The 13624-nt window shown below is 52.8% G+C and carries 13 protein-coding genes; 3 read left to right on the forward strand and 10 right to left on the reverse strand.

Going from position 1 to position 13624, the window contains the following annotated elements; translation table 11 throughout:
• Positions 1 to 180: 180 nt before the first annotated feature.
• The 5 genes from guaA to L1N82_RS15160 form a co-directional block, all read right to left on the reverse strand.
• Entirely contained in the window at positions 181 to 1719 is a 1539-nt protein-coding gene (gene guaA, locus L1N82_RS15140) for a glutamine-hydrolyzing GMP synthase (protein WP_235288291.1), read from the reverse strand.
• A 79-nt stretch (positions 1720 to 1798) separates the two neighbouring features.
• The gene (bcp, locus tag L1N82_RS15145) at positions 1799 to 2269 is read right to left on the reverse strand and encodes a thioredoxin-dependent thiol peroxidase (RefSeq protein ID WP_235288292.1); all 471 of its coding nucleotides are present in this window, start codon (positions 2267 to 2269) and stop codon (positions 1799 to 1801) included.
• 105 nt (positions 2270 to 2374) lie between these two features.
• Positions 2375 to 3169 (reverse strand): ABC transporter permease, encoded by a 795-nt coding sequence (locus L1N82_RS15150; RefSeq protein WP_235288293.1) that lies wholly within the window; start codon positions 3167 to 3169, stop codon positions 2375 to 2377.
• 4 nt (positions 3170 to 3173) lie between these two features.
• Positions 3174 to 3968 carry an ABC transporter permease gene (locus tag L1N82_RS15155; protein ID WP_235288294.1) on the reverse strand — a complete coding sequence of 265 codons (795 nt, stop codon included), beginning with the start codon at positions 3966 to 3968 and terminating at the stop codon, positions 3174 to 3176.
• Positions 3961 to 5040, reverse strand: a complete 1080-nt coding sequence (locus L1N82_RS15160; RefSeq protein ID WP_235288295.1) for an ABC transporter ATP-binding protein — start codon at positions 5038 to 5040, stop codon at positions 3961 to 3963. Before L1N82_RS15160 ends, L1N82_RS15155 begins: the two co-directional genes overlap by 8 nt.
• Before the next feature lie 173 nt (positions 5041 to 5213).
• Here L1N82_RS15160 and L1N82_RS15165 point away from each other — a divergent pair, with 173 nt between their 5' ends.
• Complete coding sequence (locus tag L1N82_RS15165; protein WP_235288296.1) at positions 5214 to 6293, forward strand: LCP family protein; 1080 nt, start codon at positions 5214 to 5216, stop codon at positions 6291 to 6293.
• A gap of 174 nt (positions 6294 to 6467) precedes the next feature.
• Complete coding sequence (locus L1N82_RS15170; RefSeq protein ID WP_235288297.1) at positions 6468 to 7790, forward strand: glutamate-1-semialdehyde 2,1-aminomutase; 1323 nt, start codon at positions 6468 to 6470, stop codon at positions 7788 to 7790.
• Positions 7791 to 7892: 102 nt separating this feature from the next.
• Here L1N82_RS15170 and L1N82_RS15175 read toward each other — a convergent pair whose 3' ends face one another.
• From L1N82_RS15175 to L1N82_RS15190, 4 genes are all read right to left on the reverse strand, one after another.
• Positions 7893 to 8678, reverse strand: coding sequence for an ABC transporter permease (locus L1N82_RS15175; protein WP_235288298.1), 786 nt, complete (start codon positions 8676 to 8678; stop codon positions 7893 to 7895).
• Positions 8671 to 9624 carry an ABC transporter ATP-binding protein gene (locus L1N82_RS15180; protein WP_235288299.1) on the reverse strand — a complete coding sequence of 318 codons (954 nt, stop codon included), beginning with the start codon at positions 9622 to 9624 and terminating at the stop codon, positions 8671 to 8673. The genes L1N82_RS15175 and L1N82_RS15180 overlap by 8 nt, the downstream gene beginning before the upstream one ends.
• Before the next feature lie 215 nt (positions 9625 to 9839).
• Positions 9840 to 10115: a hypothetical protein gene (locus tag L1N82_RS15185; protein ID WP_235288300.1), complete on the reverse strand. Its 276-nt coding sequence runs from the start codon at positions 10113 to 10115 to the stop codon at positions 9840 to 9842.
• A 298-nt stretch (positions 10116 to 10413) separates the two neighbouring features.
• Positions 10414 to 11736 (reverse strand): UDP-glucose dehydrogenase family protein, encoded by a 1323-nt coding sequence (locus L1N82_RS15190; RefSeq protein ID WP_235288466.1) that lies wholly within the window; start codon positions 11734 to 11736, stop codon positions 10414 to 10416.
• Positions 11737 to 12073: 337 nt separating this feature from the next.
• On the opposite strand from L1N82_RS15190, the gene L1N82_RS15195 reads away from it, so the two are divergent.
• Positions 12074 to 12457 carry a helix-turn-helix domain-containing protein gene (locus L1N82_RS15195; protein WP_235288301.1) on the forward strand — a complete coding sequence of 128 codons (384 nt, stop codon included), beginning with the start codon at positions 12074 to 12076 and terminating at the stop codon, positions 12455 to 12457.
• 139 nt (positions 12458 to 12596) lie between these two features.
• Here the strand turns inward: L1N82_RS15195 and L1N82_RS15200 are convergent, their stop codons facing one another.
• The gene (locus L1N82_RS15200) at positions 12597 to 13586 is read right to left on the reverse strand and encodes an NAD-dependent epimerase/dehydratase family protein (protein WP_235288302.1); all 990 of its coding nucleotides are present in this window, start codon (positions 13584 to 13586) and stop codon (positions 12597 to 12599) included.
• Positions 13587 to 13624: the final 38 nt, after the last annotated feature.

Genomic DNA, 13624 nt, shown 5'->3' on the forward strand with positions numbered 1-13624 from the left:
GCTCAAAACCTAAGTAATAGGTCTGAATCCACTCCCTAGGTAACTTGTTAAACCATGGTAGCACAGGTACCGGCCAGAATTCTGTAACCACAGTTACAAAATGGGAGTTATCACAGCAAAAAAGCTGCCTTCCCGGATGGAATATCCGGAAAAACAGCTTATCCATTTTACAAATTCAACCTATTCCCACTCAATCGTAGCTGGCGGCTTCGACGTCACGTCATACACAACGCGGTTCACGTTGTCGACCTCGTTGACGATCCGGTTCGAGATGCGCTCCAGCACGTCCCACGGGATGCGCGCCCAGTCGGCGGTCATGCCGTCGATCGAGGTTACCGCGCGGATGCCGACGGTGTAGGAGTAGGTACGGGCGTCGCCCATAACCCCTACGCTCTTCATATTCGGCAGCGCCGTGAAATACTGCCAGATCTCGCGTTCCAGCCCGGCTGCCGCGATCTCCTCACGAAGGATGGCATCCGATTCCCGGACGATTTCCAGCTTCTCGTCGGTTACTTCACCCAGCACGCGAATCGCAAGTCCCGGACCTGGGAACGGCTGGCGCCATACGATTGCTGCCGGCAGTCCGCACTCCTCGCCGACCTTGCGGACTTCATCCTTGAACAGCGCCTTAAGCGGTTCAACCAGCTTGAATTTGATGTCCTCAGGCAGGCCGCCTACATTGTGATGAGACTTAATCGTCTGAGCTGTAGCTGTGCCGCTCTCCACAATGTCGGTGTACAGCGTGCCCTGTGCCAGGAATTCAAACTCGCCGAGCTTCTCGGACTCTTCCTGGAAGAGATAAATGAACTCGTTGCCGATAATTTTGCGCTTCTGCTCGGGGTCATCAACACCCTTCAGCTTGCCAAGGAACCGGTCATGCGCATCGATCTTCACAACCTTCATGTCGAACTTGCCGACGAAGGTCTCCATAACACTCTCTGCTTCGCCCTTCCGGAGAAGGCCGTGGTCAATAAACATGCACGTCAGCTGATCGCCGATCGCCTTGTGGATCAGGATCGCCACAACGGAGGAATCGACACCTCCGGACAGCGCGCACAATACCTTCTTGTCGCCTACCTGCTCACGGATCTCACGAATCGCGTCATCGATGAACGTCGTCATCGACCAATTGCCCTCACATTCGCAGATCGAGTACAAGAAGTTGTGGATCATGTCGTTGCCGAAGACGGAGTGACGCACTTCGGGGTGGAACTGAACCGCGAAGAACTTCTTGTCCGGATTGCTCATCGCGGCTATCGGCGCATGATTGGTGCTGGCGTCAATGCGGAAGCCTGCCGGCGGCTCCACAACCAGATCGCTGTGGCTCATCCAGACCGTCTGGCGCTTCTCCAGTCCAAGCACAAGCTGGCTGTCTTCGACGAAATCAACCTCGGCCTTGCCGTACTCGCGCTTGCCCGCGCGCTGCACCTTGCCGGACAGCTGATGGGCCATCAGCTGCATGCCGTAGCAAATGCCGAAGATCGGCACGCCAAGCTCGTACACGCCCGGATCAATCAGGGGTGAATTCTCTTCATACACGCTTGCAGGACCGCCGGAGAATACAATCCCCTTCGGCTGAAGCTCCCGTATCTTCTCAACCGGCGTGTTATACGGCAGAAGCTCGCTGTATACGCCCAGGTCACGAATCCGGCGTGCGATTAACTGGTTATACTGTCCCCCGAAATCGAGAACGACGATGATTTCATTTGGCTTGTCCATTCCACGGCCTCCCTTAATTCATAAGGCATATTATATCGAACGGCTTTTCTGCCAGTCAAGAACGAAGGTTGCGCGCTTCTTAGGCTTCCAGCTCCCGGATTGCCTTCACTACCTCATCCGCATGCCCGGCTACCTTAACCTTCCGCCACTCCCGGACCAGTATGCCGCTCTGGTCAATCAGGAAGGTGGAACGCTCAATGCCCATGAACTGCTTCCCGTACATCTGCTTCAGCTTCCAGACGCCGTACAGCTCGGAGACCTCGTGGTTCTCATCAGACAGCAGCGTGAAGGGCAGCTCATGCTTAGCCGCAAAGGTTTCGTGACGCTTCACGGGATCGGGGCTGACGCCCAGCACAACCGTGTTCAGTCCCCTGACCTCCGGATGCCTGTCACGCAGATCGCAAGCCTGGGTCGTGCAGCCCGGCGTCATATCCTTGGGATAGAAATACAGGAGGACATGGTTCCCCCTCAGCTCAGATAACGTAACCTGCTTGCCGCCTGGAGCAGGCAGTGTAAAGTCGGGCGCTGGCGCGCCGATGATGGTGCTCATGATGCAATTCCTCCTTGGATATGTAGTACAGAATTTAGTATAGACCAAAAATGGAAAAGGCGGACCCGGCCTTGACCGGTTCCGCCTGCCAGGCACAGCCAGCCCTTAGGAGCCTGCACCTCTGTAACGCTTCACGCCAAAGTTCCATACAGCAAGGCCAATCGCCGCGAACACCAGTCCTACCACAGGAGTAAGGAACGCCATCCGGATATCATCCGTCTGGCTCCGTTCCAGAAAAAAAGCGGCCGGGTAGACGCCCACAAAGGCAAACGGGATCAGCCAGGTTAAGATAAAACGCATAACCTTGTTGTAAATATTGACCGGGTAACGGCCGTAGTTCTGAATATTGTACATCAGCGGCAGAATGCCTGTTGGCGAATCCGAATAGAAGGCAATCGCCGTCAGTGCCGTATAGATGCCAAAATAGATCAGCACCGCTCCTGCGACGAGCAGGATCAGGACCAGAATGTCCAGGAAGCCGTATGTCATGCCCATTTGGGCCGATGTGATGGCCATGATCACCAGCCCGACAAGCGAGCCGAACAGCGATGGCGGGTCCATATTTTCGAGCATGATCTGTACCAGGTTATAAGCCGGCCGCGTCAGAATGCGGTCCATCTCGCCTTTTACAATATAACGGTCGCTGAAGTTCCAGAGATTGAAGAAGCAGCTGAAGATGCCGAAGGGCACCATGAAGAAGCCGTATACGAACACTACCTCCGACTCCGTCCACCCGCCGAGTGTCGGCGTATGCTGGAAGGCAATCAGGATTACAATCAGGTTCATCGCCTGGAACGCAAGATCCGAGAGCACCTCAATCCAGAAGTCCGCGCGGTAGGTCAGCCGTGTCTTTGCATAATTTTTGAGATATTCCCAGAACAGCATCGCATGAAAGAACATCGTCTTAACCCCCTTGCACGAACAGGCGGTGGCGTGCCGCGCGCCACAACAGCCAGATCGGGATGATGAGCACCACAAACCAGATCCCCTGAACCATCAATGCCTGAAGAGCCGCATCTCCCGTTGTCCGCCCGGTAAAGACGGAGCTCGGCAGATAAGCAATTGCCTGAAACGGCAGCCACTGCACGATGGCGGCAAGCCAGCCTGGAAACAGTGCGATTGGAATGACAACTCCTGAGAACAAATCGACCAGCACGCGCTTCATTCGCATCATGCCCTCGATATTCTCAATGAAGAACGCACATAAGCCCGTCAGTATGTTGATCTGCGAATTGATCAGAAAGCTCAGCAGCAGCATCAGCGCATACAAAAGCCAGGTCCTTGGCTCTGACGGAAACTCGATCGGGAAGATGAGACTGACGACGACCAGCCCCGGAACCATGAACAGCAGCAGCCGAAACAGGCCTTCTCCAAAGCCCTGCATCATCTTCACGACCAAATAAACATAGGGACGGATGAATTGAATGGCGACACTGCCATCCCTGATCTCATTTGAAATCTCCCTGTCCAGGTTGTTGAAATAGAAGGCACGAGCCATCCAGGAGACCGCCACATAGGTCGTCATCTGGGCCAGCGTAAACCCCCGGATTACTTCTTCGTCCATATAGATGGCATTCCAGAAAAAGTAATACGCGCCGATATTAATCGCATAAATAACAATACCGCTGTAATAATTAACCCTGTAAGCCAGCATCATGAGGAAGCGGATGCGGATCAGGTCCATATACGCGCTAAGCATTCGGGACCGTCTCCTTTTGCCCAGCCGGACTGCCGCCGTTTTCACCGCTTGCCTGGCCATGCTTCCGCGCTTCTGCGGAGCCGGACTTGTAGATTTCCCGCACAATTTCATCGGTATTGGTCTCGATAATCTTAATGTCGCGAATTTCCTTCGCACCAACCACCCGTGACAGGGCATCCGACACATTGATATGATGAGGCAGCCACATACTGGCCGTGAGTTCGTCTTCTGAGGTCCACTGGACATCTGGAAAATCCCTCGTCAGCGGCACAAGCTCTTCAAGCTTGGGACGGCTCGTGAACTGGAAGCGAATCTCCCTGCCCTTGCTCCATTTTTCCTTGAGCTCCTCCAATCCGCCGTCATAAATAATCCGACCGTCATCCAGCATGATGACCCTGGAGCAGAGCGCCTCGATATCCTGCAGGTCATGCGTGGTCAGCAGAATTGTCGTGCCGTGCTCTCGGTTGAGCATCTTGAGAAAATCGCGGATCTCCGTCTTCACGACAATGTCAAGACCGATTGTAGGCTCATCCAGGAAGAGAATGGACGGGTTATGCAGCAGCGAAGCAACCAGCTCGCAACGCATCCGCTGGCCTAGGCTTAGCTTGCGCACCGGGCGGGTAAGCAGGTCACCCAGCTGAAGGCGCTCAACAAGCTCATTCAGCCTTTTGCGGTACTGATCCTCCGGCACCCTGTAGACTTTGCGAAGCAGCTGGAAGGATTCGATAACGCCGATATCCCACCAAAGCTGGCTGCGCTGCCCGAAGACGACACCGATCTCTCGGACGAATTTCTCCCGTTCCTGATAAGGGACATAACCGTTCACCTTCAGCTGTCCCGAAGTAGGCACAAGTATACCGGTCAGCATCTTGATCGTGGTTGATTTGCCCGCTCCGTTCTCACCGATATAACCGCAAATCTCGCCTTCGGGGATCGTGAAGCTGATATCCTTTACGGCAGCAACCTCCGTGTATTCACGCTTGAACAAGTCCTTGAACGCACCTGTCAAGCCTTCCCTGTTCTTCTGTACTCGAAACTCTTTCCTTAAATCTTTAACGTCAATTGCCGGCATGGTCTCTTGTTCTCCTCTCCTGCTCGACATTTCCCGGGAAATGGCTGGTTTGTTCCGACATTTAGTATACCACTTGTAAGACAGCGCCTGACAAATTATAATTTTATGATATGTAATCATACATTTTATCCTGAAGCATTGGAAGCACAAAAAGAGAGGATGGTCTAAGCCGGATGAAAGTGCGGGCCGAAAAGAAGAAAAGGCCGTGGAAGTGGGCTTTATACAGTATATTAGGAGTCGCTATTATAATTGGGGCTTATGCAGCCTACCAAGGGATCGGCATCTACAACGCGTTGGATAATTTCAAGAAATCAGATACGGAGTCCCGGTTCAAGGATGTCATTGATGTCTCCATTGAGAAACCGCCGGAATGGACGGGCACGGAACGGGTAAACATTCTGCTGCTAGGCGGCGATGCCAGAGGACTGGAAAAAGGCCAGGTAGCTCGCTCTGACTCCATGATGGTAGCTTCCATAGATCCGATTACCAAAAAAGCCCACCTGCTGTCTCTGCTTCGGGACACCTATGTTGAAATTCCCGGTCACAGCAGCAACCGAATTAATACGGCCATTACACTCGGCGGACCGCCGCTGGCTATGCAGACGGTCGGGGACCTGCTCGGGCTCGACATCCAATATTATATCTATGCAGACTTTGAAGGATTTAAGGCTCTTGTTGACGCCATTGGCGGAGTGGACTATGAGGTAGAGAAGGACATGGTCTACACCGATAATGCCGACAAGAACCGCTACGATATTAATCTGAAGAAGGGCTACCAGCACCTGGACGGGGACAAAGCGCTTCAATATGTCCGCTTCCGCCATGATGCCATGTCCGACTTTACACGGACAGAGCGTCAGCGGAACTTCCTGAATGCCGTTGCCACGAAGATGCAGTCCACCTGGAATCTCGTCCGCATGAAGGAAATTCTGGACAGCGTACAGCCTTTCATTGAGACGAATCTTGAAGTGAACGACATGCTGAAGCTCGGCCAGCTGGGCCTCGGCCTCCATATGGCCGGCTCAGCCCAGCTCCCTCCAATGGATCTGCTGGCTGACGAACGGATTCAGGGTGTGGGCAGTGTGCTCGGCATCCGCGACACAGAGGCGCTTAAGGCTTACGTTCAAGAGGTTCTGAATGAAGACACGTCTATTCCGGAGTCTGTCAAGGAAACATCGACGCAAGGCTCCGGCGCAAGCGGCATCGAGTCCAGCGGAGACGAGACCCGAACCGCGGGCGGCACCGCCGGCTGACGAGTCTTACTAACAAAAAGCCGATTATTGTTCACCCGCATAACGAAGAGGGTTTACGGTCTGGCACCGTAATCGCCCTCTTCTTCTTTTTGGCCTATAATAGGACTAAACCTTAACTGGAAGGTGATCCGCGCTAACGGATCGTCTTCCCTTATGAAAGGCAGGTATTTATATATGACAATACAATCTCGCCCTCGCACCCGGTCGGAAGCACTATATCAGGAAGCACTTCAGCATATAGTAGGCGGCGTTAACAGCCCTTCCCGTTCCTTCAAGGCTGTCGGCGGCGGTGCACCCGTATTCATGAAGCGTGCTGAAGGCGCCTACTTCTGGGATGTTGACGGCAACCGTTATGTCGACTATCTAGCGGCGTATGGACCTATAATTGCCGGACATGCGCACCCCCATATTACAGCAGCATTAACCCGGGCAGCATCGAACGGCACCCTGTACGGTACACCAACGGAGCTGGAAATCGAGCTTGCGCGCAAACTGAAAACAGCTATCCCCTCTCTTGATAAGGTACGGTTCGTAAATTCAGGTACGGAAGCAGTCATGACCACTATCCGTGTGGCAAGGGCTTATACCGGCCGCAATAAAATCATTAAATTTGCCGGCTGTTACCACGGCCATTCCGATCTTGTGCTGGTCGCTGCCGGTTCCGGACCATCTACTCTTGGTATCCCGGACAGCGCAGGGATTCCCGTCAGCATCGCGCAGGAAGTCATCACCGTTCCCTTCAATGATCTGGATGGACTGAAGCTTGCTCTAGAGCGATACGGCGAGGATGTCGCTGCTGTCATGGTAGAGCCGATTGTCGGCAACTTCGGCATGGTGATGCCGAAGCCTGGCTTTCTCGAAGGCTTGTGCCGGATGACCCGCGATGCTGGCGCGCTTGTCATCTATGACGAGGTCATCAGCGCTTTCCGGTTCCATTATGGCTCCGCCCAAACGTTCCACGCGTTTTCGGATCAAGCTGCCATTGAGCCAGATCTCACCGCGCTTGGCAAAATCATCGGCGGCGGACTGCCGATCGGGGCCTACGGCGGACGCAAGGCCATTATGGAGCAGGTTGCGCCGCTTGGACCCGCATACCAGGCCGGTACCATGGCCGGAAATCCTGCTTCCGTAGCTGCCGGCATTGCCTGCCTCGAAGTGCTGGAACAGCCGGGCGTTTATGAACAGATGGACACGCTGGCGGCAAAGCTCACCGAAGGGCTGGAGCAGTCTGCCGGGCGGCATGGCATCCCTCTGACCGTGAACCGGATCAGAGGCTCGTTCTCGACACATTTCTGCAGCCACCCGGTCACGAATTATGACGAAGCCCAGGATACGGACAGCGAGCAGTTCGCAGCATTCTTCCGGTACATGCTGGACCAAGGGGTCTGCCTGGCGCCTTCCAAATATGAAGCCTGGTTCCTCACCGTCGCTCATACCGAGGAAGATATCGCCTTTACGCTGGAAGCGGCCGACCGCGCCTTTAAGGCCATGAAGTAAAAATAAACAAGAGCAGCCCCACAGCCATCGCTATCGATAGTCTGTGGGGCTGCTTCACTATGAGTTGCCGATTAGCTATGCGGCAGCAATACCTGCCTTCAATTACGCCGCCACGTCACGCTTTTTGAACACGTACCAGGCAAGCACCATGAAGATGGCATAATAGACCGCTAGCACGCCCAATGAGAAACCGAGCGTATACTCGGTTTCACCAGCTGAAAGGTGACCCGTAATGTCGAGATGCGTAAACAGGATATAATCCACCAAATCCGCTTGGAACATACCCAGAACGGCCACGAGGATGTTTCCCCCGCCAACCGTCAGGAAGATCGACAGACCGATCGCCAGTCCCGACGACCGGAAGACAGAAGAAATCATGAACGCCAGTGTAGCCACCACGACCAGGCTGATGAAGTTATACAGATAGAACATCAGCATATACGGCAGCGGTGCCATATTATCCGCCGAGCCAACGGCCAGCTCCAACTCGCTGGAATATCCAAAGACGATCATATTCATCAGAACGGTAAACACGAACACGACAGCCGTAAAAAATACAGCCAGCAGCATCAGCGATATGTACTTGGAGAGCAGGATCTTGGAACGGCTCCACGGGCGAATAAGCAGCAGCTTTATCGTACCTGTCGAGAATTCACTTGCCACACTCTCGGCTGCCACTATAACGACGAAGATGGTAATTAGCGAAGACAAGAAGGTTGCCTCCAGCTCCGTGACCATCCACATGTTCGGAATTTCATCGGTGATACTATAGAAGACAATGGTCGTGCCCGCTGCAAGCACAAGTAATATCCCGAGCATAATCCAGGTGCGGATTCTGCGGTAAGTCTTCATATTCTCATTGGCGACTAGCTGCATGAAATCAAACAATCCCCTCACCTCCGGTCACTTCAAGAAACTGATCTTCAAGCGATTTGGCTACCGAGCGGAAGCCGTACACCTTAAAGCCTGCGCCAACCAGACGTGCGTTAACGCCGGCTGCCGCTTCCCGGTCCATGTTCATGGACAGCAAGGCGCCAGCAAGGGTCACCGGTACACCTTCTGCTTCAAGCAGCTTCACCGCCTCCTCCGGGCGGTCCACTTCGAAATGGACAACCGTGCCGGTCAGACCAGTCTCTGCAGCTCCGTTCAGAGCCCGGACATCCAGCAGCTTTCCGCTTTGAATGATTGCCACACGGTCACACATCAGCTCCATCTCGGACAGCAAGTGACTGGAGACAAACACGGTGATACCTTCTGTTCTTGCCAGCTGGCGCAGATAGTCGCGGAGCTCCCGGATACCCGCGGGATCGAGACCATTGGTAGGTTCATCCAGAATCAACAAGGAAGGCTTATGCATAACTGCCTGAGCGACGCCAAGACGCTGCCGCATACCAAGCGAGTATGTCTTCACCTTATCATTAATGCGCTCCTTAAGCCCTACCAGGGCGACGACTTCATCGATCCGCTGCTTGGTGATGCCCGGTATCATTCTGGCATAATGCAGCAGGTTTTGATAACCCGTCAAATACTTGTACATTTCGGGGTTTTCGACAATCGCCCCCACCTGGCGGATAGCCTTCTCATATTCCGTCTTGATGTTGTATCCTCTAATCTTGATTTCCCCGTCAGTCATGCCCATGAGACCTACCATCATCCGGATCGTCGTTGTTTTACCCGATCCGTTAGGTCCCAGAAAGCCGAATACCTCACCGGTTGGGATATCCAGCGTCAGCTTGTCGATAATTGTCTTGCCGCCAATCCGTTTCGTAACATTCAGCAGTCGTACGACAGGCTCTTTAGCAACTGCCGCGGATGCAGGTATCTGTTCACGCATTGTTTCCCCTCCCTCTATACTCCTGCTATTATATAGGAGCTAGGAAAACATTGGAAGGTTCTTTAACAAACCTTGAGATTGGCCGGCTGTTATGCTGGAATAACCAAAAGCCCGGCTGGGATCTATAACTCCCCCGGGCTGTTTGTCTTATTCTAAACGATTATTTGCTTGTCTCCTTCACATACCCATGGGACCCATCCGGTATTTGAATGCGGCTACGCAGACACCAACCGGGCCAGCAGCGAGTCAAACCGTTCATCCCTGAGCTTCTGGCTGGGTTCATAAACGTCTCTGCCTGATTCAGATGCCGTAAGCTCAGCGCAGAGCAGGTCGTCGTCCGTTCCGCTGTTCACCGCTGACTGCGTGCAGCTTTCACAGCAGCCGAGCGGATGAATAACACGGAAGTAACCTGTCTTGAACAGCACATCCGCCTCGCTCATTTCCTCCAGACTGTTACAGCAGACACAGTAGAACTGATTTGATCCGTGCATTAGTAATTCACTCCCTTAATAGTAAAGTGTGTATACCTTTTGTATCATTTATGTTTATTTATGTTACAGAATGTATCTAAGCACACTTTTAATTTATGACATTTCTCGATTTGTGTCAAGGATAAGACGCTTACATTGTTCTATTTTGTCATTATGATAAGCTGATAAACTCATATGTAGGATATTTCTCATTACCCAAGCCCTATCCCCTTAAAACACGATTCGTCATTTTTCTCAACAAAATTTTAAAAATTCCCCTCGCCAGACTTTATCCGACAATGATCTACCATAGCTCCATTTAGTCCAAGGAGCACGGGGCCATCTGGCGGAGTACCGGGCGCCCTACCGCCGTGTAATAAAGCCCTGCCTGCATGACCGCTTCACCCTGATAGGCGTTACGTCCATCTATCAGAACAGGTGCAGCCATAACGGAGCGAAGCAAGCTCAAATCCACCTCTCTAAAGACAGGCCATTCTGTCAGCAGGCAGACGGCATGAGCACCCTCAGCAGCGGCTAGTGCTTCGTTGTACCAGGTTACCTGTGGATGCTCATATGCCCGCCGAAAGTTAGATTCCCCGGCCGGATCGCACATCCGTACTGCAGCGCCGCGCGAAACCAGCTCAGGCACGATATCAAGCGAAGGAGCAGAACGAACGTCATCTGTTCCCGGCTTAAAGGAAGCTCCCCATACAGCAATTGTTAAGCCCTCGATCGTCCCGAGCTGTTCATTCAGAGCATCCAGCACCCATCTGCGCTGTGTCTGATTCACCTCAATAACAGCCTTAAGCAGCTTGAAATCATAGTCCACATGACCGGCAATCTGCAGCAGCGCGTGAGTATCCTTGGGGAAGCAGGAGCCCCCGTAACCAATACCCGCCTTAAGAAAGGCGCTGCCGATCCTGGGATCCATCCCCATCCCTGCCGCCACAACCTCAACATCCGCGCCCACCTTATCGCAAAGATTAGCCATTTCATTAATAAAGGAAATTTTCGTCGCCAGAAAAGCATTCGAAGCATACTTGATCATCTCGGCCGTCCGCAGGTCGGTATGCAGAATATTAGCAGTCAGAGGAGCGTGCAGCCCCCCTGCTATAGCAGCAGCCCTGGGGCTGTCGGATCCGATCACAATACGATCAGGATGGAAGCTGTCCTGCAGCGCCGAGCCTTCCCTCATGAACTCCGGAACCGATACCGTATCCGCATGCCGCCCGGTTTCCTCCCTAATCCAATCCCTTACACGTTCATTCGTCCCGACCGGAACGGTGCTTTTGATCATGACAATGGTATCCTCGCGCAAGAACGGAGCAAGCCTACGCACTGCTGACTCTAAATCCGTCAGATCACTAGCTCCATCTATGCGCTGCGGAGTTCCCACGGCTACGACCACCACATCAGCCTGTGCCGTTTCGTCCACTGAAGCCGAGAAGCGGAGACGCTCTTCTCCCATCAGCCGAAGCATATATTCCTCCAGATCTGGTTCGTGAATCGCGGGTCTTCCGGCCGATAACAGTTTAATTTTATTTTCGTCGCGATCAATGCAGACTACACGGTGGCCCAGCTCAGCAAAGCATACTCCTGTGACCAGGCCTACATAACCGACTCCAATAATAGCAATTCTCACGACAATTCCCTCCGTACCCTTATATGCTGCCTCCATTATACTACCGTTGCCGCGGAAAATCCTCAGCCCTGTTTTTCGGCATTTTGGCATGTCCCTTGTGCCCTTATCCGCCATTCTATGCGGGTTTTACGCGAAAAATGACTCTATTTTTTCCATCGTTCTACCAAAACTTTAAAAAAATTTTAAGATAGGTATAGAAGTAGTATAGACAGGCAAGATTGAATATCATAAGATACAAAATGTAACGGTAATTTTAGGTAGTCCGGCGAATACAGCTTTCGATCGACTTTTGTTTCCAAGCGTGCATTTGACGGGTTATATATATAGGGGGATTACAATGAACATAGGCAGCCGTATTGCAAAGTTGAGGGAACAGCGGGGGTGGACACAGGAACAGACTTCCTCCTCGCTTGGAATATCCCGCGCCGCTCTCTCGCACTATGAGAAAAACCGGCGGGAGCCGGACACAGAGACACTGACAAAGTTTGCTGACCTGTTTAAAGTATCCATCGATTATCTGGTTGGACGTACTGAGCTGCCGCATAGGACATTAGACCCGGAGGTCAGACAGTTTTCGGATGCATTGGAATTATCAGATGAGGAAATATTGGAGAAGTTTGCCCTTGCGATAGATGGTCGCAAGCTGTCGGCCGACGAAGCACGCCGGTTTATTGCCTTTGTCCGTGCGGAGCGGTTGATGCACGGACGCGGCAATCAATAACTTTACCTGCTGAGTAGGCCCCCACGCGGGCAGCGGTCTGTTGCATGGGAGGGTTGTGCTTGACACGCCAAAAAAGCGGGGATGCTTCGATATTCGAAGCATCCCCGCTTTATGCTGTGGTATACCGTACCGGACAGCATCAGGTTGCAGCCAGCGCCGCCTCCCTCGCTTCCCGTTCGAGCTGTTTGGCCTCTTCTATACGGCTGGCCGAATAGAGGGGCGCGTAATAATCATAAATTCGCCTAAGTCCTTCTTCGAGGTTGACCTTCGGCTCCCAGGCAAGCTGTTCCTTAGCTAGACTGTTATCAAGACAGCTGTGAAGGATATCGCCTTGGCGGGCCTCCTCATAGATAACCTCCTGCTTCCTTCCCATGACACCCTCGAAAGCGGTAATCAGGCCGTTCAAGCTGACGGAGGTAGCCGTGCTGATATTTACAATTTGACCGTCCCCGCGGTCAATCGCCTGCACGTTGGCCTCCGCTATATCTCCGACGTAGATAAAATCCCGTGTCTGCGAACCGTCTCCAAATACCCGAAGCGGCTTATTCTGCAGCATCCGGTCAAGGAAGATCGAGATTACGCCGCCTTCACCCTTCGGATCCTGCCTGACTCCGTATACATTGGCATACCGCAAAATCGTGAACGCAATATTATGAAGCGAAGCGAAGGTGCGGATATAATACTCGGGCACATATTTGGACACACCATAGAATGAAATCGGCATCTTCCGGTGATCCTCCGTCACCGGCAAACTCTCCGGCGGACCATAAACCGCAGCCGATGAGGCGTAGATAAACTTCCTCACGCCAGCTGTAACCGAAGCCTTCAGCAGGTTAACGGTGCCGGAGATGTTTATACCCGCATCCTCGAACGGATTGACGATAGACTGCTGAACGTCAATCTGGGCGGCATGGTGAATCACAACATCCGGCCGCTCTTTTTCCATGATGCTGAACATGTCGTTGGAACGAATGTCCGCCTCGTAAAATATCGCTTCCGGGTTCACATTCTCCCGCTTGCCTGTCGATAAATTGTCGACAATGATCGTACGGTGGCCTTTTTCAATACAGCGATCCACAATATGGGAGCCGATGAATCCGGCTCCCCCTGTGACTAATATTTTCTGCATCCTGCTCCGACTCCTTTATCTGCGTGGATTAATGAGTG

The sequence above is a fragment of the Paenibacillus tarimensis genome, from assembly GCF_021532315.1.
GTDB classification, from domain to species: Bacteria; Bacillota; Bacilli; order Paenibacillales; family Paenibacillaceae; genus Paenibacillus_I; species Paenibacillus_I tarimensis.

Excerpts from the sequence above, each read along its gene's own strand:
- guaA (WP_235288291.1), bottom strand. The coding sequence starts at position 1,719 with ATGGACAAGCCAAATGAAATCATCGTCGTTCTCGATTTCGGGGGACAG.
- bcp (WP_235288292.1), bottom strand. The coding sequence starts at position 2,269 with ATGAGCACCATCATCGGCGCGCCAGCGCCCGACTTTACACTGCCTGCT.
- L1N82_RS15150 (WP_235288293.1), bottom strand. The coding sequence starts at position 3,169 with ATGTTCTTTCATGCGATGCTGTTCTGGGAATATCTCAAAAATTATGCA.
- L1N82_RS15155 (WP_235288294.1), bottom strand. The coding sequence starts at position 3,968 with ATGCTTAGCGCGTATATGGACCTGATCCGCATCCGCTTCCTCATGATG.
- L1N82_RS15160 (WP_235288295.1), bottom strand. The coding sequence starts at position 5,040 with ATGCCGGCAATTGACGTTAAAGATTTAAGGAAAGAGTTTCGAGTACAG.
- L1N82_RS15165 (WP_235288296.1), top strand. The coding sequence starts at position 5,214 with ATGAAAGTGCGGGCCGAAAAGAAGAAAAGGCCGTGGAAGTGGGCTTTA.
- L1N82_RS15170 (WP_235288297.1), top strand. The coding sequence starts at position 6,468 with ATGACAATACAATCTCGCCCTCGCACCCGGTCGGAAGCACTATATCAG.
- L1N82_RS15180 (WP_235288299.1), bottom strand. The coding sequence starts at position 9,624 with ATGCGTGAACAGATACCTGCATCCGCGGCAGTTGCTAAAGAGCCTGTC.
- L1N82_RS15185 (WP_235288300.1), bottom strand. The coding sequence starts at position 10,115 with ATGCACGGATCAAATCAGTTCTACTGTGTCTGCTGTAACAGTCTGGAG.
- L1N82_RS15195 (WP_235288301.1), top strand. The coding sequence starts at position 12,074 with ATGAACATAGGCAGCCGTATTGCAAAGTTGAGGGAACAGCGGGGGTGG.
- L1N82_RS15200 (WP_235288302.1), bottom strand. The coding sequence starts at position 13,586 with ATGCAGAAAATATTAGTCACAGGGGGAGCCGGATTCATCGGCTCCCAT.